General features: G+C 43.8%; 23 protein-coding genes. 5 read left to right on the forward strand and 18 right to left on the reverse strand.

The features are described from left to right. Nucleotides 1-114: 114 nt before the first annotated feature. Entirely contained in the window at nucleotides 115-231 is a 117-nt protein-coding gene (locus MHH46_RS28520; protein ID WP_081387932.1) for a helix-turn-helix transcriptional regulator, read from the reverse strand. 113 nt (nucleotides 232-344) lie between these two features. On the opposite strand from MHH46_RS28520, the gene MHH46_RS28525 reads away from it, so the two are divergent. Next, nucleotides 345-770: a hypothetical protein gene (locus tag MHH46_RS28525; RefSeq protein ID WP_076193951.1), complete on the forward strand. Its 426-nt coding sequence runs from the start codon at nucleotides 345-347 to the stop codon at nucleotides 768-770. A 1,162-nt stretch (nucleotides 771-1,932) separates the two neighbouring features. On the opposite strand, the gene MHH46_RS28530 is transcribed toward MHH46_RS28525, so the two are convergent. The 9 genes from MHH46_RS28530 to MHH46_RS28570 form a co-directional block, all read right to left on the reverse strand. Then, nucleotides 1,933-2,202 (reverse strand): helix-turn-helix domain-containing protein, encoded by a 270-nt coding sequence (locus MHH46_RS28530; RefSeq protein WP_076193947.1) that lies wholly within the window; start codon nucleotides 2,200-2,202, stop codon nucleotides 1,933-1,935. Between the two features lie 368 nt (nucleotides 2,203-2,570). Further along, a complete protein-coding gene (glmS, locus tag MHH46_RS28535; protein WP_076129781.1) occupies nucleotides 2,571-4,403 on the reverse strand; it encodes a glutamine--fructose-6-phosphate transaminase (isomerizing) in 1,833 nt (610 codons plus the stop codon). A gap of 640 nt (nucleotides 4,404-5,043) precedes the next feature. Then, complete coding sequence (glmM, locus tag MHH46_RS28540; protein WP_076129780.1) at nucleotides 5,044-6,384, reverse strand: phosphoglucosamine mutase; 1,341 nt, start codon at nucleotides 6,382-6,384, stop codon at nucleotides 5,044-5,046. An 88-nt stretch (nucleotides 6,385-6,472) separates the two neighbouring features. Then, entirely contained in the window at nucleotides 6,473-7,933 is a 1,461-nt protein-coding gene (locus MHH46_RS28545) for a YbbR-like domain-containing protein (RefSeq protein ID WP_081387931.1), read from the reverse strand. Continuing rightward, entirely contained in the window at nucleotides 7,926-8,756 is an 831-nt protein-coding gene (gene cdaA / locus MHH46_RS28550) for a diadenylate cyclase CdaA (protein WP_036681290.1), read from the reverse strand. The genes MHH46_RS28545 and cdaA overlap by 8 nt, the downstream gene beginning before the upstream one ends. A gap of 214 nt (nucleotides 8,757-8,970) precedes the next feature. Continuing rightward, nucleotides 8,971-9,585: a zf-HC2 domain-containing protein gene (locus tag MHH46_RS28555; protein WP_036681404.1), complete on the reverse strand. Its 615-nt coding sequence runs from the start codon at nucleotides 9,583-9,585 to the stop codon at nucleotides 8,971-8,973. A 121-nt stretch (nucleotides 9,586-9,706) separates the two neighbouring features. Then, nucleotides 9,707-10,273, reverse strand: coding sequence for an RNA polymerase sigma factor SigW (gene sigW / locus MHH46_RS28560; RefSeq protein WP_036681288.1), 567 nt, complete (start codon nucleotides 10,271-10,273; stop codon nucleotides 9,707-9,709). A 513-nt stretch (nucleotides 10,274-10,786) separates the two neighbouring features. Further along, a complete protein-coding gene (gene ppc / locus MHH46_RS28565) occupies nucleotides 10,787-13,579 on the reverse strand; it encodes a phosphoenolpyruvate carboxylase (RefSeq protein WP_076193943.1) in 2,793 nt (930 codons plus the stop codon). A gap of 234 nt (nucleotides 13,580-13,813) precedes the next feature. Further along, nucleotides 13,814-14,707, reverse strand: a complete 894-nt coding sequence (locus MHH46_RS28570) for a LysR family transcriptional regulator (protein WP_076193941.1) — start codon at nucleotides 14,705-14,707, stop codon at nucleotides 13,814-13,816. Nucleotides 14,708-14,872: 165 nt separating this feature from the next. Here MHH46_RS28570 and MHH46_RS28575 point away from each other — a divergent pair, with 165 nt between their 5' ends. The 4 genes from MHH46_RS28575 (at nucleotide 14,873) to MHH46_RS28590 (ending at nucleotide 20,003) form a co-directional block, all read left to right on the forward strand. Further along, nucleotides 14,873-15,841 carry an ABC transporter ATP-binding protein gene (locus tag MHH46_RS28575; RefSeq protein WP_036681283.1) on the forward strand — a complete coding sequence of 323 codons (969 nt, stop codon included), beginning with the start codon at nucleotides 14,873-14,875 and terminating at the stop codon, nucleotides 15,839-15,841. A 90-nt stretch (nucleotides 15,842-15,931) separates the two neighbouring features. After that, nucleotides 15,932-17,011 (forward strand): ABC transporter substrate-binding protein, encoded by a 1,080-nt coding sequence (locus tag MHH46_RS28580; protein ID WP_076194065.1) that lies wholly within the window; start codon nucleotides 15,932-15,934, stop codon nucleotides 17,009-17,011. Nucleotides 17,012-17,016: 5 nt separating this feature from the next. Next, nucleotides 17,017-18,696 carry an iron ABC transporter permease gene (locus tag MHH46_RS28585; RefSeq protein WP_076193939.1) on the forward strand — a complete coding sequence of 560 codons (1,680 nt, stop codon included), beginning with the start codon at nucleotides 17,017-17,019 and terminating at the stop codon, nucleotides 18,694-18,696. Beyond that, nucleotides 18,693-20,003: an MBL fold metallo-hydrolase gene (locus MHH46_RS28590; protein ID WP_076193937.1), complete on the forward strand. Its 1,311-nt coding sequence runs from the start codon at nucleotides 18,693-18,695 to the stop codon at nucleotides 20,001-20,003. The genes MHH46_RS28585 and MHH46_RS28590 overlap by 4 nt, the downstream gene beginning before the upstream one ends. Before the next feature lie 103 nt (nucleotides 20,004-20,106). Here the strand turns inward: MHH46_RS28590 and MHH46_RS28595 are convergent, their stop codons facing one another. The 8 genes from MHH46_RS28595 to MHH46_RS28630 form a co-directional block, all read right to left on the reverse strand. Continuing rightward, complete coding sequence (locus MHH46_RS28595; protein WP_076099882.1) at nucleotides 20,107-20,388, reverse strand: holin; 282 nt, start codon at nucleotides 20,386-20,388, stop codon at nucleotides 20,107-20,109. Between the two features lie 12 nt (nucleotides 20,389-20,400). After that, nucleotides 20,401-21,093 carry a M15 family metallopeptidase gene (locus tag MHH46_RS28600; RefSeq protein WP_076193935.1) on the reverse strand — a complete coding sequence of 231 codons (693 nt, stop codon included), beginning with the start codon at nucleotides 21,091-21,093 and terminating at the stop codon, nucleotides 20,401-20,403. Next, nucleotides 21,065-21,454, reverse strand: coding sequence for a hypothetical protein (locus tag MHH46_RS28605; protein ID WP_076193933.1), 390 nt, complete (start codon nucleotides 21,452-21,454; stop codon nucleotides 21,065-21,067). The genes MHH46_RS28600 and MHH46_RS28605 overlap by 29 nt, the downstream gene beginning before the upstream one ends. Next, on the reverse strand, nucleotides 21,447-21,647 hold the full coding sequence (locus tag MHH46_RS28610; protein WP_036681274.1) for a hypothetical protein: 201 nt from the start codon (nucleotides 21,645-21,647) through the stop codon (nucleotides 21,447-21,449). Before MHH46_RS28610 ends, MHH46_RS28605 begins: the two co-directional genes overlap by 8 nt. A 2-nt stretch (nucleotides 21,648-21,649) precedes the next feature. Then, entirely contained in the window at nucleotides 21,650-21,931 is a 282-nt protein-coding gene (locus tag MHH46_RS28615) for a hypothetical protein (protein ID WP_036681272.1), read from the reverse strand. Between the two features lie 94 nt (nucleotides 21,932-22,025). After that, entirely contained in the window at nucleotides 22,026-22,244 is a 219-nt protein-coding gene (locus MHH46_RS28620; RefSeq protein ID WP_081387930.1) for a hypothetical protein, read from the reverse strand. A gap of 25 nt (nucleotides 22,245-22,269) precedes the next feature. Continuing rightward, a complete protein-coding gene (locus MHH46_RS28625) occupies nucleotides 22,270-22,710 on the reverse strand; it encodes an XkdW family protein (RefSeq protein WP_076193931.1) in 441 nt (146 codons plus the stop codon). Between the two features lie 13 nt (nucleotides 22,711-22,723). Further along, the gene (locus MHH46_RS28630) at nucleotides 22,724-24,259 is read right to left on the reverse strand and encodes a C1q-like domain-containing protein (RefSeq protein ID WP_076193929.1); all 1,536 of its coding nucleotides are present in this window, start codon (nucleotides 24,257-24,259) and stop codon (nucleotides 22,724-22,726) included. Nucleotides 24,260-24,264 lie beyond the last annotated feature (5 nt).

Here is a 24,264-nt window from a genome sequence, read left to right on the forward strand (position 1 = left end):
ACACAGTTGTTCATCACCAATTTATGTAAGGATAGTGATGCGAAATGACATTCTATAACTTAACTCCACTTTATAGACAGGATAGTTTCAACTGATGGATCACAATGACCTTGTTCAATATCGCTTAAAGCTTAAAGTACCTTGTGAGATGCCAATTTGTTTGGAAAGATCAATTTGTGTTATCCCCATCCTTTTTCTTAATAACCGAATGTTATCTCCAATTCTATTCAAATAATAAATCCCTTTTTAACAAAGAAAGATAAAACCTATGAATACATCCTGCACCATTCAGATATTGTATGGAGACTTCATGAAGCCATTAGGCAATATTCTTAAACCTAATTGTGTCATCTGGACAGAATGGAACTGAACTTTATGAACAAGAAATAGCATTCCCCAATATGGATTATTCTTACTTTGTAGAATCGGCTTTAACTCCCATCTACTCAGTATATGATAAAATTGCAATTCTACTTGTGTATCATTCAGGGACAGGAAAAGCAAATAATACCTTCGAGCAGTTTATGCGTAATAATACTGAAGTTAAAAAGAATTCTGAATTCTTTGAGTTAGCACACAAATTTTATGAGAGAAAAGAATATACAAAACTAAACAAACTTAGACAAGATAATTTTTACCACTTGGTAAAAGAAAATTTCATTCATCATGTCGACAGTGAATGGAGTAATGTATACAATATGATTCTTGTCAGCAAAAACATCGAATATCTTAAATCATTAGTTAAAAAAAGCTTTAGAATTATTTATTGATGACCCAGTTGCTTTAAATGCGTCTCAAGGCTGATTTCGCGGCCTTGCTACTAGAATGCCTTTCTGAATTTACGTCACATCAATTGAACAAAGGTGATCGATTCATTGATAGGCTGCGAGCTATATTTAAGAGAATATCCAGATGAAGAAAAACTGAGTACAGAAAACTTTAGTCAGTGTACGATTATAAAAATTCCCATGCTATGAGAAGATTGATATAGAGCCGTAATAATAAAAATAACCCTCTATGAACAAAAACATAGGGGGTTATTTTTATTTAAATCGAAAGGGGAATCCATTGATCGTATTCTAATTGTGTTACATTATGATTGAACTATCTGCCCGTTAACTTAATGAAAAGCCTGCCAGTCAAATACTTTATTTTCTCAGAACATATATCCCTTCCAGGCTTCCCGTAATTCATGAAATCCTGCTGGAGTTTAGGTCTTAGCGGTATCAGATAGATACTTTAAAATTACGCCCAAGACAACCACAAATCAATCCTTGCCACTCTTTAGGAGTTTGTATGTGGCATTCAAATTATTTTTCTTCGAGTTTTAATAATACATCCTGCAAAATTGAAATTAGATTTTTTTTAGTATTAAATCTTGAATTAAGACCTCCTCTTTCACTTCCTGATATGCTCTACTCAGTATTGTCACTAGCATAAGGACTAACAATGAGAGAAGAAATATACCAATAAAAATATAACCCTGAAATAAGAGATTCGACTGGAGCCGAAAGAGCGCGAAAGGATTGAACAAGTTCTTCATGCCGATTCCACATCTGTTGGCATTCGCCGCCGTTGTCTCGTGCTGTTGCTCTCGAATGAAAATCAGGCTCGATCCCTAGACAAGCTGAAATTGCCAGTCGTTGCGGGGTCAGCAATGTAACAGTCTTTTATACGGTAAGAGACTATTTTACACGTGGGCTGGAAGAGACGCTGAACTATCGTCGCCACGCAGAACCGCCACGCCCTTCCTCCATCACGGGTGAAGTGTAAGCCCGTATCATTGCTCTAGCCTGTTCTGAGCCTCCAAAAGGGTACGCTCGCTGGACGATTCGTTTTTTGACCCGCCGAGTGATCGAGCTAAATATTTTGGAATCGGTCGGACGAGAGACCATTCGATCCACTTAAAAAAAACAAAACTTAAGCCTCACTTTAAAAAAAAGTAAGCTCTTCCTCATCATTTCTTCTGTCTTTCAAATGTAACTTCGCCGATTGATCATCCTCAGATCCCTTTAGAATTAAGTCTAAACTAACCCCATATTGTTCATGTATAGACAGGACCGTTTCAACAGATGGATTGCAATGACCTTGTTCAATATCGCTCAAAGTACCCTGTGAGATGCCAATTTGCTTAGAAAAATCAGTTTGGGTTAATCGCATTCTTTTTCTTAATAAATGAACGTTTTCTCCAATTTTGTTCATAACTCCCCCAAATTCCCGATTCTGAAAGTGCTATTCCATATTCATCCGTTAGGATCTTCAATCTTATGAAAAGACACTTTCCGAATACTTGAAATCCAAAGCAATAAACACCCAAACACCTTGATTTATCAACGTTTTTCTGAATTATCGTTGTAGTTTCTATTACAAATCTTCAGATTATCTATGACATTAGTACGTCCTACGTGTAACAACATACGTATTACCCACAGCAAGCTAAAAAGATTATAAACAGTAATCATCACAATCTATTTTGTTAAGATACAAACATTATTGTTAAGATACTCACATTAATGTCTAATAACTAACTTTAATGTCATTCTACAAACTGTACTTTCACATCACCAATTCTACTCCACAGTAACACTCTTCGCCAAGTTACGTGGTTTATCCACATCATGACCCAGCGCAAGAGAAGCATAATAGGACAATAATTGCAGAGGCACTACGGACAAAGCTGCTGTCAGCATTGGAAGTGTTTTAGGAATCACGAACACTTGATCAACTGATCTAAGCAGGTCAGTTAAATGCTCTTGGTGCGTGATTGCCAGCACGTCTGCGCCGCGAGCTTTCACTTCTTTGATGTTGCTGACGGTCTTCTCAAGTACAGCTTCCTGAGTTGCCAGGGCAATAACTGGAACGCCTTCTTCGATCAGAGCCAATGTACCGTGTTTCAATTCACCTGCAGCATAAGCTTCGGAGTGAATATAAGAAATTTCTTTCAGCTTCAAGGATCCTTCTTGAGCAACAGCGTAGTCTACGCCGCGGCCGATGAAGAACAAGTTTTTGTGCTCAGAAATTTGTTCAGCATAACCTTTGATCGCTTCTTTTTGAGCTAGGATCTCTTCTACTTGCTCTGGTAGAGATTGCATAGCTGCAAGAATCTTAGTAACTTGTGCTTCGGTTTGTGTACCACGAACTTCAGCCAAGTAAAGAGCAAACAATCCAAATGCGATCAATTGTGAAGTGTAAGCTTTGGTCGAAGCTACTGCAATTTCCGGACCCGCCAAGGTTACCAACACATCGTTTGCTTCCCGAGCAATAGAACTGCCCACTACGTTAGTGATCGCCAATACGTGTGCCCCGTTAGCTTGCGCTTCACGCAGAGCTGCCAAAGTATCTGCAGTCTCACCGGATTGGCTGACTACGATAACCAAAGTTTCTGGAGTCACGATTGGTGAACGGTAACGATATTCCGAAGCGATATCATTTTCAACTGGAATACGAACCAAAGATTCGATCATAGTACGTCCTACCACACCTGCGTTGTATGCCGTTCCGCAAGCAACGACTTGAATATTACGAATGTTCTTGATTTGTTCTTCAGTCATGTTCAGTTCAGGCAATACAACCTTGTTACCTTCGGCATTGATACGACCACGCATGGTGTCGCGGTAAGCCTTAGGTTGCTCGTGTATTTCTTTCAGCATGAAATGCTCGTAGCCGCCTTTTTCTGCGGTAACTGCATCCCAATCGACAGTAATCATTTCCCGAGAAATAAAATTGCCTTCAATCGTCATCAATTCGACAGCATCTCTTGTCAGCACAGCCATTTCGCCGTCGTTCAAAATATATACGTTACGGGTATATTCAAGCAGTGCCGGAATATCTGACCCGATAAAATTTTCTCCTTCGCCAAGACCGATAATGAGCGGGCTAGCTTGACGCACAGCCACCAGTTTATCTGGCTCATATTCAGTCAGGACACCTAATGCAAACGCACCGCGCATGAACGTAATCGCTTTTTGTACAGCCTTCACGATATCTCCGTCATATTCGCGAGCAATCAGATGTGAAATAACTTCTGTATCGGTTTCAGAGACAAAGTGGCATCCGCCAGCGATCAGCTCTTCTTTCAGATCCAGATAGTTTTCGACAATACCGTTATGAACTACCGAGAACTTCATGCTGTTATCCGTATGTGGATGTGAATTCTCATCGGATGGTTTACCGTGAGTCGCCCAGCGTGTGTGTCCGATACCTGCGCTACCTGCCAGCGGGCTGTCTTCGAGCTTCGACTGCAGATTCGCCAAACGGCCTTGAGCTTTCACTACTTGCAGTCCTTCTTGGGTAAATACAGCAATACCAGCGGAATCATATCCACGATATTCCAATTTCTTCAAACCCTCAACCAAGATCCCCTGCGAATTCTGATTACCAATATATCCTACAATACCACACATTATAATTTCCCCCGTCCGAGTTATCGTAATGTGGCGGCATGAGGAAAGAAACGTGCCGTGCGGCATGTTTTTGAGAAAAAGCAAATATTCTGTTGTATTTTAGGATCAACAAAATAAACTGTCACTTACATTCTAATGTTCATGAAATGCACAGCCTTCTCCTCTGCCGTGGCAGAAATAACGTGTTTCCTTCTGATGCGCGCACACATGAATAATATAATTTGTTGCACCCATGAAAACGTTGTGTGAAAGGTCGCCCTTTCATTTTCCGTATCCATTTACGGCTCTGGTGCATCACCGGGAGGTCCCCGCCGAACATTTCGAACACCTCCACCTCGTCAGCTTACGTCTGCCGTGATCCGTTCAAGCCATAGCCTACATAACAAGTAAGCAGCTTTCCCTTCTCCCCCGCGCTAGACCAAGCTCTGGCGCTTGCTATTGCTAACCTCACAATCCCCGCTTTCCTTCTAGAATGACACTTAATCTATTATATGCACCTTGTAGTACTTTGGCAATGGCGCATCAACCTAAATTTTACAAAACGAGTTCAAACGATCCAATCCTAAAATAAAATAACACTGGTGCAACGAGTTCGAATCGCTCCCGCTCACTGCACCAGCCTTATAGTTAAGGTAATGGATTATACCAATTCGCGTTGAACTACTTCCACAATTTGATTCACATAAAGATCTAGATCTGACTTATCTGGTCCCTCTGCCATAACGCGGATTAGAGATTCCGTACCTGACGGACGTACAAGCACACGGCCATTGTCACCTAGCTTACCTTCCACTTCAGCGATAGCCGCTTCTATAGCCGGGTTATTAGGGTAGTTAGTCTTATCCTGTACACGAACATTAACCAGCACCTGCGGGTATTTAGTCATCATACTCTTAACTTCGCTAAGCTGTTTGCCTGTAGCCTTAAGCGTATCTACCAGCTGAATAGCTGTAAGAATACCATCACCAGTTGTATTGTAATCCAGGAAAATAACATGTCCAGACTGTTCTCCACCTAGATTAAAGCCCCCACGACGCATTTCTTCCATAACATAACGATCCCCTACAGCTGTCTTAGCAGTATTCAGGGATAATTTCTCGGTAGCTTTATAGAATCCGATGTTACTCATAACGGTTGACACAATCGTGCTATCCTTCAGCTTACCTGCACGGTTCATGGCATCACCACAAATACAAAGGATAAAGTCACCATCGACTTCATCACCGTTATTATCAATAGCGATCAGGCGGTCAGCATCTCCGTCAAAAGCAAGTCCCAAATCGGCTCCATGCCGCAAGACTTCTTCACGCAAAGTCTCTGGATGTGTCGAACCAAATCCATCATTAATATTCAATCCATCCGGCTCAGCCCCGATAGAAATAACCTCAGCGCCAAGCTCTCTGAACAGTCTTGGAGCAAGCTCATACGCTGCGCCATGCGCACAGTCCAGTACAACCTTGATTCCCTTAAAGTCCTGAGAAATGGTAGTTTTCAAATACTCCAGATAAAGATACTTAGCATCATTATCTACGGTAACCATACCTAAACCCGAACCGATAGGACGTGGCAATTCATCTACCTCAGCATCCATAAGCTCTTCAATGCGCAGTTCAGTTTCATCTGTAAGCTTGAAGCCATCCCCACCAAAGAACTTAATGCCGTTATCCTCTACAGGATTGTGAGAAGCTGAAATCATGACGCCTGCGTCTGCTTTTAACAATCTCGTAATATAAGCAACAGCAGGGGTACTCACTACGCCTATACGGATTACATCGGCTCCAATAGACAATAAGCCCGCTATCAGCGCGGATTCCAATAAAGGACCGGAAATACGTGTATCCATTCCGATAACAACCTTCGGTTTATCCAAGTTACCCGCTAGTACATATCCTCCACAACGGCCAATACTATAAGCCATTTCTGCAGTCAATTCACGGTTTGCTACTCCCCGCACACCGTCAGTTCCAAAATACTTCCCCATTATTTTTCTCCTTTGAATACGCTACGTTAGCTTAATGTACTATCATATGAATTGCATACTATTTTGGTGTACCTCTGGGCTCAAAAGATTACGTCCCACCTGTACTTACAGGATTCTCGGAATTCGTACTTGTGTTAGCTGTGCCGTTATTCTCCGGATTGTTATCCGTCGGGACAGGCGTTGGTGTTGCTCCACCAGCCTCTCCACTATGCGTGGGCTTCTCCGTAGGTTCCACATCGCCTATAACAGGTTCAGAACTCGGCTCAGGAGTAGTCACACCCCCCGTATCTGGATGAGGCGTAGGGACTGGTGCTGCAGGCGATAGCAGCTGCACGGTCACAGTAAGTGGCACCCCTGCATTGGCTAATGCGATGAACTTGGGTAATGATACCCGCAAAGAAACCTCGTGAGTTCCAGCTGAAAGTCCGCTAACATCAGCCACAACCCCTATATTTTTCTTATCAAGTTGATCAAGTAAAGCAGGTGCACCCTTTAAGGTAAGCGCAATTTCCTTGCTTGAAGGATTAACGATACTTCCTTCCAATTCATCCCCCACGCCTTGGAGCTTGATGGGTACCGCCTCAATCGTCCGCTCAGCAATTTCTGAGATGGTTAATGAAACATTCACAGCTTCTGGCATAACTTTCTCCGTTCCAGCCGGTGCCTTCAGATCCACCTTTACTTGTTTCGTCCCCGCAGAATCTATTGCACTAAGGTCGACTGTAGCTTCATAAGCAGATAAAGCTTTTAAAGCCTCTGCTTGTCCATACACTACGACCGTTTCCTGCTCAGGGGTCACTTTGGATAATACGAGTGAATCTGGAAGTTGCCCAGTAAAGCCAATCTCCAGCGGCACACTCTTAAAAGGTAAGGTAATCGGCAATTCCACAGATACAGTAGAAGGTTCAATTACAGCATTTTTAATTTCATTTCCATTATTATCATAAGCGTGTAGCTTCAGTTTTTTTTCTACAAAGGTTTCGTTCTCACCGTTAAGCTCAATAGTCCCTTGTATCTTGGCTACCTTGCTTAGTTCATTATCGGCAAGTGTCACTTTTACAGTATCTGTAGGCTGCAAGACAGGCGTGCCTATTTGATAGCCCGCTGCAGGTTTTCCCTTTGTAACCAATGTTATGGGAAAAGACTTCGTGTTTCGCGGTTCTACATGTACAGTAACCTCTTTAGGATTCATTCTTACCAGAGATACACCTTTGGGTAGTTTATAGTAAAGTGGCAACGTGGTGTCCCCAGGTTCAACCTTACTCAGATCAAGCATCACTTTATAGTCATCCGAGAACTGAAAGGAGATATCGGAATTTTTACCCGCTACCTCCAGACTGACACTATCGACAGCCAAGGGTTCAAGGACATATTTGTCCTCGTCAAGGCCGGTCACTTCAATCTTCACATTCTCAATAGTTTTTGTTTTAATATCCACTGTTGTCTGTCCAGAAGGCGCAGTATCGACATGAACCATCGTAAACAAAATGATCCCAAACACAAGGGCCAGAATCTTATTGAAATTGTTATTGTTCATCCACTTATCCATGATTCTTGTCCCCCTTCCGTTTCCAGAAAGTTGAACCCTTCTCCTTCAGCGATGAACTTACACTAAGCTCTTGATGGAGCTTCGATATCATGGATTCTTCCTTAATGTCTCTAACGATCTGGCCATTGATGGCAAGGGAAATCTGCCCTGTCTCCTCCGAGACAATGACAGACACCGAGTCCGCAACCTCACTTATTCCTATAGCAGCCCGATGCCGGGTTCCCAGTTCTTTGCTGATAAAAGGATTCTCGGACAAAGGCAAGTAACAAGCAGCCGCAGCAATCTGATTTCCCTGCATAATAAGGGCTCCGTCATGCAAAGGTGTATTGGGAATGAAGATGTTAATAAGCAATTCGGAGCTGACCAGGGAACGCATGGGTATACCTGACTCTGTATATTCGTTTAGCCCCGTCTCCCGCTCAAAAACGATTAACGCCCCTATTTTTCTGCGAGATAAATAATTCACGGCTTTAATCACTTCGCCGATTAACTTACTAATCTCTTCGTCACTTTCTCCAGCCCGTCCGAAAAATCTGCCCCGTCCAAGCTGCTCCAGTCCCCTTCGTAGTTCCGGCTGAAAAATAATAAAGACAGCTAGGACCCCGAAAGTAAACATTTGATTCATTAGCCATTTAAGTGTATACAAGTCCAAGATTGTGCTTACCGCCCAAATCAAGACCAGAACCAGTATCCCTTTTAAAAGCTGAATCGCTCGCGTCCCGCGTACCATATTAAGCACTTTATAAATAATGTAACTGACGATTAGGATATCAATTATATCTTTAATGGAATCTTTCCATGTTAGCTCAGTAAAATAACTCATTGCCTAAAACCCCCGTCATTTCAAATTAGCTGGGTTTATGTAAAATGTCTGTTAGCTCTGTATCATATCTAGGTTATAACGTTCGGGCTTCAGTTGCAAGTTTAGTCCCTCAATCCTTTCCGAAACCACCCAATTTAAGGAAACAAAAAAGCGCCATCTTTCCGGAAAAAGAGGCGCTAATTAATATTCCTGCTCAAGGTAACCACTGCCCGCATTAACGGTAGGCAACTTCAGAGAACATGTTCGTCACTTTATACCAGAACCAGCTTACTGCCTGGTCTATGCTTTTGACTTGCCCAGAAATATGAGCTGTTGAAGCCTGATATAGAGATCCGTCAATGACTGTCACGTTGCCGTTCACTTCTCCATATACCTGTGCTTTACCGTTCTCTATGGTAAGGTCCCCGGTAATTATTTTGCCGGAAGGTACAATTACAGTATCCCCTTTGATGACCACTTGATCCAAATCAACACCTCTAACTACAAGTTGTCTGTCTGGACTCCAAAAAGTTACGGTGCTCATCAGCATAACGACAAGGAATAGAGATGCCGCTGTAAGTGCAGGGTGTCTCTTGATCCAGGTAATAAAGGCTTTTTCTTTCTTAGTCTTTGGCAATGAACTCATTATCCGGCTCACAAGATCATCTGAAGCTACAGGATTCTGATGCATTAGGGAGAACATCAACATATCTGTCTGTTCCAATTCTTTAAACTTTGCACGGCAATCTGGACAGGATAGAAGATGCTCCTTCAATTCCCTCTGCTGCTGTTCGGGCAAGTCGTCATCCAAGTAGTCATGCATCATAGAGACGGCCAGTTTGCATTCCATAGGAGCCAATCCTTTCATGAGTGCTATTTAATTATCCTAAGACAAAGGGTCAGGACACATAAGACTTGCTTAACTTACATACGTCGCTCTCGAAAAGATGTTTCATAAATAAAATCTATTTTTACATTTTTGGGCCTAATTTTTTACGCAAAAATTCACGGCCTCGGTGTACACGCGTCTTAATCGTGGTCACGGGCATGTCCAGGACATCACTAATCTCCTGAAGGGACAGATCCTGCAGGTATCTCAGAATCATCACCGACCTGTATTTCACAGGCAGACTGTCAATCGCTTCATAGATTAGCCCCTGCGTCTCAGAGAGCAATAGTTCGGTCTCAGGTGTCACATTGTCGCTCGGAATCAATGAATAGCCATCAAGGCCCTCCTGATCGTTCATTTCAGCATCCAGCGAATAGGTTGGTTTTCGTTTACGCAATCTATCAATACAGAGGTTCGTTCCAATCCGGTAAATCCATGTGGAGAACTTCTGTTTATCATCATAACGATCCAAATTCCTATACACACGCAAAAAGGTCTCCTGAACAATATCCTCGGCCTCATGGCGATTGTTCAACATCCTGTAAGCTAAATGATATATTTTGTCTTTATATAGTTCCACAAGCTCGGCAAATGCCCTTTGGTCGCCCTTCAAGGCGAGCTTTGTCAATCTGCCTTCCAAATTCTCCACCTGTTAACTCCCCCAGACTTGCCGCCCTTGGTATTTCTTCGCAAATATCCACGGTACAAGCAATTAAATCGTAATTCAAGTTTGTGTAAAAATCAAGGATTGTATTGTAACCTTCTATGTAAACTGAGTTAAAAACTGGACAACTTGGTATAGGCGATTAAGTGCAGCTCCGAGAAATATTTGGACTTCCGGTCGCTGTTATCCTCACATTTCCTGATTATAAACCGCATATAGCGGTCGAAATCTGAGGATAAAGGCGAACGCTGGCGCTCCTACAGTTCCAAATATCCTCTACGCTGCTCCATCACCGAAGTAATAAGTGCCACGTTAATTACCTCCGATTACATCTCGGTTACTTGGGTAGGGTAATAAAGAAATATCGGGTTTGACTCTCCAATATTTAGGAACAAGTAATGTTCACAGCAGCAATATACAGTTTATGATCACAACAACTTGTATTAGGCAAAAAAAGTCCGCCCCAAATAGGGCGGACTTTTTGTTGTTAAGACTATATCAGCCGGTATTCCGAAGACCGGCGGCAATGCCGTTGATGGTAAGCAATACTTCGCGAAGCAGCTCGCTATCATCTCCATCATTTTCACGGAGCGCTCTAAGCTCAGATAGCAATTGAACCTGCAGGTAGCTAAGCGGATCAACGTATGGATTGCGGAGTCTGATCGACTCTTGAATCACAGGAACGTTATCCAGAATATCCTGCTGACCTGTAATCTTCAGGATTAGCTCAGAGGTCAGATTAAATTCATCTTCAATCTGGCCAAAGATCCGTTGACGTGCTTCCTCGTTCTTGCCCATGCTGGCGTATTCCTTAGCAATGATCAAGTCCGCTTTTGAAATAGCCATTTGCAGCGTATCTATCAGTGTAGTAAAGAATGAGAAGTTCTCATACATATGTTGCATTATCTTCAGATTCTCTTCCTTACCCTCATAGAAACTCTGCAGTCCGGTTCCAGCAGCGTACCAGGCTGGGAGCAAATAACGGCTTTGTGTCCATGCAAATACCCAAGGAATTGCACGCAGATCTTCAAAACGATCGCTGTTCTTCCGTTTGGAAGGACGGGAACCGATATTAAGCTCTCCTACCTCAGGCAGAGGTGTTGATTCTTTGAAATAAGTCAGGAAATCCGGATCACGGAAGATCAAATCCTGATATTTGTTCAGCGAGACCTCAGAAATACGGGCAACAATCTCTTCCCATTTCTCTTCATAAAGATCCGCTTGTGGCACTCTCGCACTAATTGCTGCTGTTACAAGCGCAGATGTCGCTTGCTCCAGACTGCGGTAAGCAATCCCTTGCATGGAGTAACGGGAGGAGATTACTTCTCCCTGCTCGGTAATCTTAATCCCGCCGCCAATTGTCGAAGCAGGCTGAGCAAGAATACTGCGGTTAAGTGGCATACCCCCACGGCCGAGCGCTCCACCACGACCATGGAAGAACTTCAGCTTGATTCCGAACTTATCCGCTGTCGCTGTAATTTCTTTTAGGGCAACACGCAGTTCCCAGTTAGCAGTAACCACGCCGCCATCTTTATTACTATCTGAATATCCAAGCATGATTTCCTGCAAATCATTCATTGCTCTTACCGCATCACGGTAGATCGGCATATTGAGCAGTGTGTTCATAATTTGCGGTGCTTCATGCAAGTCATCAATCGTTTCAAAAAGTGGCACAGCTTGCAGGGTACATACAACTGTACCGTCGTTATCCTTGCGGAATAGTCCTACCTCTTTGGCGAAGACCATAACCTCCAGAATGTCACTCGCAGCTTCAGCCATACTGATCAGATAACTGGTGATACATTGTTTGCCGTACTCTTCCTGCGATGCGAAGATCGTCCGGTAAACAGCCAGACACTCCTCTGTACTTTCAGTATAAGTCTGGTAAGAAGAGGTCAACGGACGTGGATCATTCAGCAATTTCTCCAGCAGATCAATCTTCTCGATCTCCGTCAACATAGAGTAGTCCGGCGAAATGTTCATCTTCGCCAAAATTTCTGTCATGGCATTCTCATGTTCTTGACTGTGTTGACGCACGTCAAGAGTTGCCGTATGGAATCCGAACAGCTCCACTTGGCGGATTAGCTTTTTAATATAAGTATCGGCCACATAGTCGGCGTAGTGATGCCGTAGACTGCGGTCAATGACATTCAAATCATCTATGAACTCCTCAGGTGTAGCATAACGCTCAGGAGTATCCTTTTTCTCATCATCCAAAACATTTTGTGTCTTAGAGATCATGTAGCTAAGTTTAATACGGTAAGGTTCATTGTCATTGCGCCATTCTTCCATCTTGCCTAGGTTAATGATCTGACGATCAGCTTCGATGGATTCTACTAGCTCAGGCGTTACTTTAACAATACTTGTGCTAAAGCTTAGATATTTCATGAGTTCACGCATAATACGCTGATATTCACGAATGGCCAGCTTACGCTGCATGCGTAAAGTCTGCGCAGTGACTGTTGAGGTTACCGAAGGGTTACCATCACGGTCTCCGCCAATCCATGATCCAAAACGCAAGTAGGTTGGCACATGCCAATTCTGTCCTGGATAATATTTGCTCAGACAGCGTTCGAGCTCTTGATACACGTCCGGCAATACATGGAAAATCGTCTCATGAAAATAGTACATTCCATTACGCACTTCATCGAGTACTGTAGGCTTGCGGTCACGCAGCTCATCCGTTTGCCAAAGCGTTATCACTTCATTCAATAACTTCTCGCGAAGCTGTTCACGTTCACGGAAAGTTAAGGTAGGGTTATCAAGACCCATAACATCATCGGATATCCGTTTATGAATATCGAGAATCGCACGGCGCATAGCTTCCGTTGGATGTGCCGTCATTACAAGTTCCAGAGACAATCCTTCAATAATCTCGTTGACTTCCTCATGAGAGAAATCACGTTCACGAAGCTCTTGAATAGCGCTTTCTATAGAACCGGGTTGTACTGTCTCCCCAGCTGAACGTTCATAGTCACGTTTACGGCGAATCCGGTGGTTCTGTTCGGCAATATTCACCAATTGAAAATAAATGGCGAACGCTCTTATTACCTGATGACGGTTCTCCGGATCCAAAGAATTGATTAACTCCTTAAATTCACTATGCAGTTCAGGTAAAAATAGTGAGCGTAGCGATTTACTGGTCTCGCGGATCTTCTCCACGATCTCTAGCAGTTCGTTACCGCCTTGGTGAACCAAGACCTCTCCTAAAATGTTTCCCAAGAACCGTACGTCCCGTCGCAGCAGATTGTTAGAGTTGCTTTTGCTGACGGTAGTCGTAAGTTCGGTCATGCTGCTCCCCCCATTCTCTTCCGGATCAATGTGTTAAGTTTGTCTGTCTAAATATCGTCTATTAAAGCTTCCTCATATCATACAATAAAACCGTTTGAAAATCTGCAACTTTTTTGTGCTGTAAAGCGACACAGCACCTAAGATTATACACCAATTTCTGAATTTATACAGTCCTTATATTTCATGTATTCTTTCATATATATAATGGCTCTATCGTATATTCTCTATGTATGCTTATATTCGGATTGTACGGAGCTGATCAATGAACAGTCCAATTAAAGGAGAATAATGGCGATCACGGTTATACGAATAATAAATATGTCTTTCAAAATTATAATCCGGAATGGCTCGCATTAGCAATCTTCCTCTGGCTACCTCGTCCTCCACAGCAAGTCGTGAAATAAATGAAACATGTTGTCCACTCATGAGCGATTGCTTAATTGCCTCCAGTGAATCGAGCAAAATATGCGGTTTTGATTCTTTTCCCTCTCGTTCAAACCATTTATCCGTCAACTGGCGTGTGCTTGATTCCTTGTCATGTAAAATAAAGCTCGCTGAAGCAATCATCGCTGAGTTTAAATTAGAAAATCCGGCAAAATCATGTGTAGGTGCAAAAACAAGGACAAGCTCATCCTCACATAAGGCTTGAGTATGCAGATCAGGCAGATAAAAAGATTCCGTAGACAAAATACCAAGATCAATCTCATGACTGGCAAGCATTTCTTTGATCACCGGTGAAGGCTTAACCGATAAAGAAATGGTAATCCCCGGATGTTGTTCGCCAAACAGCCCCAATATTTGTGGAAGAATATAAGTAGCTGGAACATAACTGGCGCCAATTTTCAGCGTTCCCCGACCTGCCTGACTGAACTCTTTTACCACCCGCTCCGCTTCCGCAGCAAGCGCATTGATTTTGATCGCATAGTGAAGAAATGCTTTGCCACTCTCCGTAAGTATCATTTTATCCATTCTGGATTCAAATAACTTCTCCCCCAATTGCTGCTCTAAATTCTTCAAATGATACGTAACAGTGGGCTGCTTTAGTCCGAGTTTATCTGCTACCGTGGTAATTTTTTTATGTTTATTCAGCAGTTCTACAATTTCCAGCTTCATTAGATTAAGGTTCATTCTCTTCCACTCCCTCGCCTTTTCCTAAACGGTAACATAGAAGAATTCTATGAATGTTAAAATAAATCGGCAAAAAAGTTAATATCACAGTTACATTCAGCAAATATAGCGGGAATTCTTTACCTTTACACTAAGAACAAGCTTAAGAACAGGCAGGTAGATAGAATGAAGGAAATTACAATCCACAGATTGGAAAAGAAATTCGGAGATGTGCATGCCTTGAAGGCTGCAGATCTGAAGATTCCCGCTGGAAGCTTTACGACATTACTCGGTCCTTCAGGTTGTGGAAAGACGACACTACTCCGTCTGATTGCTGGGCTGGAAACACCGGATGCAGGAGAAATTCTGATCGATGATGAGTTTATTTTTTCAGGCAGCAAAAGAATTAGCCACCCCATTCATCGCCGTAACTTTGGCATGGTTTTTCAAGATTTCGCCCTCTGGCCGCATCTGACTGTGTTCGAGAATGTAGCCTTCGGACTTCGAGCTTCCAAACAAAAAAAGAATTTACGGGTTCGGGTACAGGAGGCGCTTCGATCGGTCAAGCTGGAGGGGTTGGAGCTGCGTTTTCCACATCAGCTGTCCGGTGGACAACAGCAGCGGGTTGCTTTTGCCAGAGCCGTAGTCATGCGCCCTCAGCTTGTATTATTCGATGAGCCATTAAGTGCGCTGGATGCGGTCTTGCGAGATGAAATGAGGCTGGAGTTAATCTCCTTGGTGAAAAACATGGGCATTACAGCCCTGTATGTGACGCATGATCAAACCGAGGCGATGTCTATGTCAGATGAAGTAGTTGTAATGCAAGGTGGCACTATTTTACAGAGTGGATCTCCTGAGGACATTTATCGTAAACCGAGTCATCCTTTTGTAGCCCACTTTATTGGAAAATCCAACTGGATCGTTCCGGATAAACAGATGCTGCGTCCAGAACATTTACGCTGGTCTCAGGAGAATGCTTCCTCTCTTCCTTTTACAGGGACTATTCAGCATGTGAGTTATATGGGGGATCGCTATGAGATCATTCTGAACATGGAGCACAATGGGACTTGGACCGCTTATCATGATCGGCGCCTACCTGTAGGGGAAAAGATTCAGCTGTACGCTTCAGAGCACCAAATCCATCATCTGAATTAAGCGTCCACTGCATGGAATGGCTCTATATGATGCTGTTCCATGCAGCAAGATGCACACAACAATATTAGGGAGGCAATAACATTGAATCAAATGAAAAAGACAAAAGGGTTAAGTTCACTTCTTCTAACAACTTCACTTGGTATTACTTTAGTGGGCTGCGGCTCCTCGAACACCCCTGCGGCTAACGCAAGCAACAACCAAACCGATACTGCGGCGGCGACGCAAACTGAAGCCCCACAACCAACAGAAAAGACACTAAGCGGCAATCTTGTCGTTTACAGTGCAGGCCCTGAAGGTTTAGCCAATAAAATCAAAGACGGCTTTGAAGCCAAAACTGGCGTTAAGGTTGAAATGTTCCAAGGCACTACAGGAAAAATACTTGCCCGCATGGAAGCAGAAAAATCCAATCCGGTCGTTGATGTTGTTGTCCTCGCCTCTCTTCCGTCCATGCAAGGAATGAAAAACGACGGATTATTACTTCCATATAAAGAAGCGATTAATGCAGACAAGCTGGTTAGCGATTGGTCAGATATAGATGAAGGTAACTATTTCAGTTACAGTGCATCCGCACTCGGTATTGTCTACAATACCAAAAAAGTAAGCTCACCGCCGACCTCCTGGGATGACCTCATCAAAGCGGAATGGAAGGGTGCAGTCAATATCCCTGATCCTTCACTTTCCGGCTCGGCTCTTGATTTCATGACTGGGTATTTAAGTGCTAAGGGGGACAGTGGCTGGGATCTTTTCAAACAATATAAAAGCAATGAAGTAGCTATGGCAGGCGCCAATCAAGAGACACTTGATCCGGTGATTACCGGTGCTAAATCCGTCGTTGCTGCTGGCGTAGATTACATGGCTTATAAAGCAAAGGCTGACGGAGAACCTGTGGATATCGTCTATCCTGCTGAAGGAACTGTAATCAGCCCTCGTCCGGCTGCGATCATTAAGACAAGCCCAAATGTAGATAACGCTAAGGCTTTTATCGACTACCTGCTCTCCGATGAAGCACAAGCCCTTGTTGCCAAAGCCTATTTGCTGCCAGGCAGAACTGACGTGAAGGCAGAAAATCGTGCCAATCTTGAAGAAATCAAAACATTTGATGTGAATTGGGAATGGATGAATGAGCACAGCGATGAAGTTTCCTCGACCTTCACACAAATTTTTAAATAAGCGTAATGAATACTAACTCTTTGCGCTCATTTAAATGGGTGAGCGGTGGACTGGCTTTATTTATACTAACCGTGATCGTGCTGCTGCCACTCCTGCTCATTTTCTGGACCAGTATTTATCCAGAGGAGCATCTCGACATAGCCGCACCACTACGAACCATTATGGGGAGCAATGACCTAGTAGAGGTGCTGCTGAATTCTATCGGGCTTGGGGTAAGCGTCATTCTGCTAACTACTTTGTTTGCGCTACCTCTAGCCTGGATTATGGCAAAAACCGACTTAGGGCGCCACAACTGGCTGGATGTCGTGCTGTTAATTCCATTTATGACGCCGCCTTACATTGGTTCTATGGGCTGGATGTTGTTTATGCAGACGGGTGGGTATATGGAGCAGTTTCTGCCCTCCTCCTCCGTGTTGACACCATATTTCTTTAGCTATGGGGGTATGGTGCTGATCATGAGCCTTCACCTGTTTCCCTTCCTGTACCTGCTGCTGCGCAATGCGCTTTTGCAGATCGGGGGCAATCTGGAGGAAGCAGCCTCTGTTCACGGCGCCCCCTTCTTTTACAGATTTAAAAGAGTGATTATTCCTTTACTGCTCTCTAGCTATGGGCTTGGAGCACTGCTCATCTTCGTCAAAACCATTGCTGAATTCGGTACCCCTGCGACCTTTGGCCGCAGGATCGGCTTTTACGTGCTGACCTCTGAGATCCATAAATATATCTCCAGTTGGCCGATTGATTTTGGTAAGGCTACTTCACTAGCCTCCTTGCTGCTCGGAGTTTGTCTTGTCATGTGGTACATCCAAACTATAATTAGCAGCCGCTACTCTTACCGTCTGATCGGTGGAAAAGGAACTCGTACTAAACGTTATAAGAGTACAGGAATCGTAGGGTTTCTTAGCTGGGGTTATGTTCTTCTATTGCTTCTGGCATCCATCGGCATTCCTTATTTCTCTATCATAACAGCCTCATTATTGAAGCTTCGGGGAGAAGGTGTATCCTGGAGCAATCTAACCTTAAAACATTATGCAGAGCTGTTATCCCCGGGTTCGCAAGGACTAGAGGCCTTATTAAATAGCTTTACATTAGCTATCGTTGCTTCCAGTATCGCTGTTATTCTCGGGACTTGGTTTGCCTTAACGGTAGGAAAAGGGGCTACATTCAAGCAGAAAATTACAGATTTATTCAGCTTGCTTCCAAATACAGTCCCTGGAATTGTAATTGTAGTAGGGCTAATTCTGCTGTGGAATGCCCGCTGGATGCCTATCCCGCTCTATAATACCTACTGGATGGTTGTACTGACTTATGTCGTACTTTTCCTTCCTTATACTGTTCAGTATGTAAAAGCAAGCTATGGGCAAATCGATTCCTCTCTGATGCAAGCGGGACAAGTATTCGGAGGTAGTAAGCTGTATGTGTTCCGCCGTATCCTGCTTCCCCTCATCCTTCCGGGGATGGTGGCTGGCTGGATGATGACTTTCACCATTTCTAATCGGGAACTGGTAGCCTCATTACTCATTCTGCCACCTTCAATGCAGACCTCGGCAACCTATATTTTTGCCCAGTTTGAACAAGGTGCGGTAGCCATGGGGATGGCCATGGCTGTAATCTCTGTAGGCATCACTACCTTATTACTATTAGTCTTAGAATATTTAAGCCCAGATAGAAAGCGGAGACAACAATGAGCACACTAACGATTTGGGGAGGGGCCGGAGAGCATGGCCGTTCCTCCTATCTTTTGCAGGGCAAGGATTCACGAAATGGCATCCTGCTCGATTGTGGCGTAAAAAAAGAAGGCCCCGGTGAATACCCCCTACTTGATACGGATATTATTCCACATTTGCAGGCAGTATTTCTGTCTCATGCGCATGAGGATCATTCCATAGCGCTGCCCTTACTTTATAAACACGGATACAGAGGTAAGGTATGGACTACTAGATCTACCTCATTACAGCTTCCTGATTATTTCGAGGCCTGGGATAAATATGTGGCGGCTCAATCCGCCCCGCTCCCCTATGAGGAAACGGATAAAAAAGCTATTCAATTCATGTATTTAGAGGAGTATGTCTCCCCTCACACTTGGCTGACGCTTGCGCCTAACCTTCGAGTTCAATGGGGACGTAGCGGGCATTTAGCAGGTTCGGTTTGGTTGGTTATCCAATGGGACGGAAAATTCATATATTTCTCGGGGGATTATACAGAGGAGTCGCAGCTGCTCACGGCAGACACCCCAGCAATTATGGAAGCCGAAGCTAAAAATGTGGCTGATCTGTCCATTATCGATGCCGCTTATGGGGCTGATCCTGATGAGCAGCTTGTAAAATTACAGCAATTAGAGATAGCCATCCATAACACCTTGCAAAAAGGGGGCTCAGTCCTCCTTCCTGTGCCTATCCATGGCAGAAGCCAGGAATTGGTCGTATGGGCAAATGAATGTTTTCCAGATCATCAATTGATCGTTGAAGAAGTACTCGTCGCTCCTTTACGAGCATTAAGCGACAAGGTGGAATGGCTGAAAGAGGACGCTATTCAGCGCGTAAATGCGCTTTTTAACAGAAAAAACTTGTGTGTTGTATCTAATTCGGACGAACGCGCGAAGGCAATGTTGAATCTTAAGGGAGCTATCGTATTCACCAATGACGGGATGATGCAGTCAGCAAAAGCACAAGAATACTTTCAGCAACTCTCTGTTTCTCCTGACAACCATGTGATTTTTACGGGACATTTAGCGGCGGGAAGCTTTGGACATCGTCTTGTTAAGCAAGCTATGATCGAAGAATCTAGCAGCGTGCGCTGTACAGTCTCACTTATCCGCTATAAAGTCCATCAAGGCTTGCCGGACATTCGCAAAATGCTCCAAACGATTCCCAGCCACCGGACAGTGCTCGTCCATGCTCCCAAACCACATATCGACCAAGTAGCTTCTATATTAAAAGGAGAAGGTTTCACAGGACTATATTCTTTACAACCCGGCAGCACGCTTTCGTTCTGAAACTTATTTATGTAATATCATAAGAAAAACAATGGGGCTCTTCCTTAGGTCTTTTTCAGACTTTTTGGAACAGCCCTTTTTATGATTCGTACCTATTATCCACTTACCCTTTCGTCGTGCCCGGGCGATCCTTAAAAGCTAGTTCAAACAACCCGGTTGCAGATAAGCCTGCAAGACCCCCAGCCCAAAGGCGAAGCACTAAATCAAGTTCAGTAAAAGGATACGCTACTACGCCGATGAACAAACCTATCAATAGTCCGATAATCGGTACTGCATTACGCGGGATGTTGATACTATTTTTGACCAACTGAACCAGTGCCAGTACGAATACTGCTAATATAGAGGCGAACGCCATAACATCATCTAAAATTGTTCCAGTTTCCATCCTTTTCCCTCCTTAGTGGCTACTTATAATCTCAACCGTTCGAGTCGCAGAATCATAACCTACCTGAGCACCCAGCGCTTCTGCAATAACACGTACAGGGACGTAGGTGATGCCTTTTTCAAGCACTCCATCTGCAACCTTAACCCCGTTAACCTTTACGACAGCAATAACATCACTTTTCAATTCTTCCTCCTCCTTCCGATTGATGACCTTATACGCTGACTCCACCGCAGATGTTGAGGGCTTTGTCCCTGCTCGTAACTGTGTGAGTGTTAACCCAAACGCCATTTGAAAATGGGGGTAATCCTTGAAGCTTGTCCAGTCGCCACCCCACTCGAAGCCCAGCCCTTTTGCCTCCTTCACAACCTCCTGCCAATCTGCGATCTGGTTGTTATTGCCGTCCCGGCACATATTCCATGACACACTCGATCCATTCGGCAGCAAAAGAGCAAAATCTACAGCCAATCCAAAATTATGATAGCTATACCCGCCTCGCGCATTGGTTACAATCGCTCCGGGCTTGGTGCGGCCTTGTGCATATAGAGCATCCTGCTCGGCAATTGTGCGAAGTCCCTGCGTAATGAGAATGGGGATGTTGAGTTTGTAGCAACGTTCGATTAGAGCAGTAGCAGCGGAACGAACTACGGGGTGTAGGCCTGTTAGGTGTTGGGCTGATTTATTTTTCACCTGAGTTATTGTCAGCATGAAGTTCCTCTTTTCTGTCTATCTTTTTCAGATAAATAAATTGGTCGTATTTCCCGGAACGTGTCAGTATCGCTAATATGATAATTCCACCAGTTGTACCGAATTGGGCAATAGCCCAGCTATAATGAAGCCAAGTCAGCCATGTTGTCATGTCCACTCCTAGTAATTCTGCCAAACGGAATAGTAGAACGATAAGCATATTGAATGTATAAGCCAATAAGAAAAAAAGCATAGCCAGCATAAAAACGCTGACCACACCTTTATGAAATCTTTCGTAAAAATATTGCCTGTGGCAATGAATAATGTATATTCCGCAGGCCGTAGTAGTGCCATATAGCACCAATAATAAAAAATCAATCATGTGCATCATGATCCCCTCGATCATAAACTAAATATTTGGCGAACCGGTTGCGATCAATCTCCTCCTGAATTTCCTGCGAGACATTTTTATAATGACTTATGGTCAGTGTAACGCTGGTAGAGGCTCTGCGGAGCTCCATCTCTTTATCAACATGCCGGGGGAGAAGCAGCCGCCGAATCCATTGTGACAGCATTCCTAACTCCCCCTGTCTTCCGTATGGTCAATCTTCAGTTTCTTTAAGACGTCCAGTGTGGGCTGCATAAACTCCGAGCGCTCCTTATCCAAAATCGCTTGCAGACGATCCCGATCCTCCTCTGCCCGATCCAGCATTTCTCGCGGTACAAGGTTCCCTTTAACAATCGCACGCAATAACACCATCAGCACGATCATCAAAATGAAAGCAACGATATAAGCCAGCCCATACTTATCTGCCAGCGGCAGCAGCTTCTCCAATTGCGCAATATCCCCTTCGCCCATTCGTCCGCTCCTTTCTGTAATGATGTTAATGCGTAATAGCCCCCGGCACCACCGAGGGCACAAAAAAACACGCTCCTGTGTGGATGCGTGCTAATTATTTGGCTGATGAAGCTTGCTCAGTCGAATCGTTTTCAGCAAAATGAATATCTGATCGTTTCTCGAGAATCTGATCCTTAACCAAATTCTCATTATCCGGCTGCATGTTATAGGAAGAAATGATATTCTTTATCGGACCCTCCTCACGATCATAACGAGTGATGCAGGCATTGGCCATCAACCGAATTTTGGCGGCTGTTAATGAATTCATTGTCATGATTACAACTCACCTCCCTCTGGGTTTATATGCTGAGTAATTCAGCCATAATGACTTCGACATCTTGAAGCCTGTCTTGCAAAGCAGTATTTTCAGCACGGAGTTGCTCGACTTCGCTTAATTCTGGTGGTTTGTTAGCTTCTGCTTCTAGATATGCTTCCCACGCGGCTTCGAGTTCTTCTTCCGTTGGTTGCGGGACATCTAGGTTCCAAGCTGCGATGTATGGGCCACGTTCAATAATGTCGTAGTCTACGCCCTTTTTCAATCGGTTAAAATCCACTACATAACGATAGTGTACATCTTCTATATACTCGGTTTCGTCTTCATCTAATGGTCGGATTTCGTAGCGTGTCCGTCCGTGTACGCCTTCACGTAAAATAGGTTCAGGCCCGTTGTCCCGCACCGTAAAGTCATGCACTGGGTCAGATTTTGGGTACATGTGCATAATTGCTGCTGATATGTTCATTATAATCCCTCCATTACGCAATTTGAGATACCTTGAATCTTGAATATATAGAATCAGTCGTTATACTTTTATCTATTGAATTATGATGCTGCACATAGGCTTCAAGTTTGTCTCCGGCATTTATAGGAAGCATAGCAGTTATAGATAGCTGTATATCGCCACCAGAGTTCACTGGTATACCATAAGCACCTATTTCTCTACTTGTTCCGTTTCTATAAATTTGAAGATAATGAGAAGTTAGTGCTTCCGGCGAACTAACTACAATAGAGCATTCAACTAGATAAAGTCCTGATTTCGCTGCTGTGAACATACTAGTCGAAGGGTTATACTCACCCAGATTGTCGTAATACTCAGTTTGGAAATTAATCTTTGTTAAAACGGCTTTCGGAACCACTTGATTAGTAGATGGTATGGCAGAAAAGGCACTTCGTTTTGAAAATGTATTATCTCCCCAAGGATTAACAACCCCCGAGGTAATAATACCGCCACTCGTACTGACAACCTCGTTATTAACCACAACTAAAGCAGATGGATTTATTGATGCTTTAACAATTGTACCTCCATCTGCAAACAGTCCTGTCGCATTTCCGTTTCCTGTATTTCCTTCAGCGTTAACTTGAGAGACAAGATAGGCTGTGATCCCAGAACGCCTGTTTGAAAAAGAACCTCCGTAAACACGCACAAATGCAAACGATACAAAAACACCATCGAAATTAGAAGTAGCAGCATCAACTTTACAATAATTGAAGAGAACTGAATGCGTGTAAGTTGCATTGAATCCATTGCTCGTAGTTGAAGAAGCTTTAAGTCCGGTTACAACAACAGAATTAAGACAACGGGTTACAGTAAGGGACTGAATAATGTATGAGTCTGAAAGAACTGCTCCACCTTGAGCCTTTAATTCTATTACTCCTTTTCCTACAAATCCAGTAATGTTTATATTCTCTGCATAAGTTCCAGGAGCAATAATAATGTTCACATTATGAGTAACAATCTGCGGAATCATGTTCACAGCTTTTGTTATAGTCCTAAACGCCCCACCCGCCGTATTCACCAATCCCGTATTATTATCATTCCCGTCCGTCCGTACGTAGTACGTAATATCCGCTGTCGTCTGCTGAGGCGTAGTAACCAACGGCGCCTTACCATTCAGCTGCCCCTGAATCCCACTAGTCACCCCATCCAAGTACCCAAACTCCGCGTTAGAGACCACTCCCGTTCCAATCTTCGAAGCCTCAATTCCGGCTGAAGCATTAACATCGGCGTTTACAATCACCCCAGCCGCAATTGCGGTCCCCCCGTCACCAGTACTTATAACATCCCCCGTGTGATTAGGATGCACATAATTATTCGCTCCTGTTGCAATCCCCGCCAGCTTTGTTTTCTCAGCTGCGGTGTAGTCATTCGTAGATAGCTGTTTGCCTGTTACTTTATCGACCTTGCCATTAACGGCATTGTCCAAAATGTCCATATTCCCGTTCAGATCGGCAATATCAACGATATCTGTTCCCTCTGGCTTTTTTAAGCCCAAATTTCCTGTGGTTTGCATATGTC

The organism is Paenibacillus sp. FSL H8-0175 (assembly GCF_045040615.1).
In the GTDB taxonomy this organism is placed as follows: domain Bacteria; phylum Bacillota; class Bacilli; order Paenibacillales; family Paenibacillaceae; genus Paenibacillus_AQ; species Paenibacillus_AQ odorifer.

What these genes read in the sequence shown, in the direction of transcription:
- MHH46_RS28625 (WP_076193931.1), bottom strand. Translation starts at nt 22,710, where the DNA reads ATGAACATATCAGCAGCAATTATGCACATGTACCCAAAATCTGACCCA.
- MHH46_RS28570 (WP_076193941.1), bottom strand. Translation starts at nt 14,707, where the DNA reads ATGAACCTTAATCTAATGAAGCTGGAAATTGTAGAACTGCTGAATAAA.
- MHH46_RS28615 (WP_036681272.1), bottom strand. Translation starts at nt 21,931, where the DNA reads ATGGGCGAAGGGGATATTGCGCAATTGGAGAAGCTGCTGCCGCTGGCA.
- MHH46_RS28620 (WP_081387930.1), bottom strand. Translation starts at nt 22,244, where the DNA reads ATGACAATGAATTCATTAACAGCCGCCAAAATTCGGTTGATGGCCAAT.
- MHH46_RS28545 (WP_081387931.1), bottom strand. Translation starts at nt 7,933, where the DNA reads ATGGATAAGTGGATGAACAATAACAATTTCAATAAGATTCTGGCCCTT.
- MHH46_RS28585 (WP_076193939.1), top strand. Translation starts at nt 17,017, where the DNA reads ATGAATACTAACTCTTTGCGCTCATTTAAATGGGTGAGCGGTGGACTG.
- ppc (WP_076193943.1), bottom strand. Translation starts at nt 13,579, where the DNA reads ATGACCGAACTTACGACTACCGTCAGCAAAAGCAACTCTAACAATCTG.
- glmM (WP_076129780.1), bottom strand. Translation starts at nt 6,384, where the DNA reads ATGGGGAAGTATTTTGGAACTGACGGTGTGCGGGGAGTAGCAAACCGT.
- glmS (WP_076129781.1), bottom strand. Translation starts at nt 4,403, where the DNA reads ATGTGTGGTATTGTAGGATATATTGGTAATCAGAATTCGCAGGGGATC.
- MHH46_RS28610 (WP_036681274.1), bottom strand. Translation starts at nt 21,647, where the DNA reads ATGCTGTCACAATGGATTCGGCGGCTGCTTCTCCCCCGGCATGTTGAT.
- MHH46_RS28595 (WP_076099882.1), bottom strand. Translation starts at nt 20,388, where the DNA reads ATGGAAACTGGAACAATTTTAGATGATGTTATGGCGTTCGCCTCTATA.
- MHH46_RS28580 (WP_076194065.1), top strand. Translation starts at nt 15,932, where the DNA reads ATGAAAAAGACAAAAGGGTTAAGTTCACTTCTTCTAACAACTTCACTT.
- MHH46_RS28575 (WP_036681283.1), top strand. Translation starts at nt 14,873, where the DNA reads ATGAAGGAAATTACAATCCACAGATTGGAAAAGAAATTCGGAGATGTG.
- MHH46_RS28630 (WP_076193929.1), bottom strand. Translation starts at nt 24,259, where the DNA reads ATGCAAACCACAGGAAATTTGGGCTTAAAAAAGCCAGAGGGAACAGAT.
- MHH46_RS28590 (WP_076193937.1), top strand. Translation starts at nt 18,693, where the DNA reads ATGAGCACACTAACGATTTGGGGAGGGGCCGGAGAGCATGGCCGTTCC.
- MHH46_RS28605 (WP_076193933.1), bottom strand. Translation starts at nt 21,454, where the DNA reads ATGATTGATTTTTTATTATTGGTGCTATATGGCACTACTACGGCCTGC.
- MHH46_RS28530 (WP_076193947.1), bottom strand. Translation starts at nt 2,202, where the DNA reads ATGAACAAAATTGGAGAAAACGTTCATTTATTAAGAAAAAGAATGCGA.
- MHH46_RS28600 (WP_076193935.1), bottom strand. Translation starts at nt 21,093, where the DNA reads ATGCTGACAATAACTCAGGTGAAAAATAAATCAGCCCAACACCTAACA.
- cdaA (WP_036681290.1), bottom strand. Translation starts at nt 8,756, where the DNA reads ATGAGTTATTTTACTGAGCTAACATGGAAAGATTCCATTAAAGATATA.
- MHH46_RS28555 (WP_036681404.1), bottom strand. Translation starts at nt 9,585, where the DNA reads ATGGAATGCAAACTGGCCGTCTCTATGATGCATGACTACTTGGATGAC.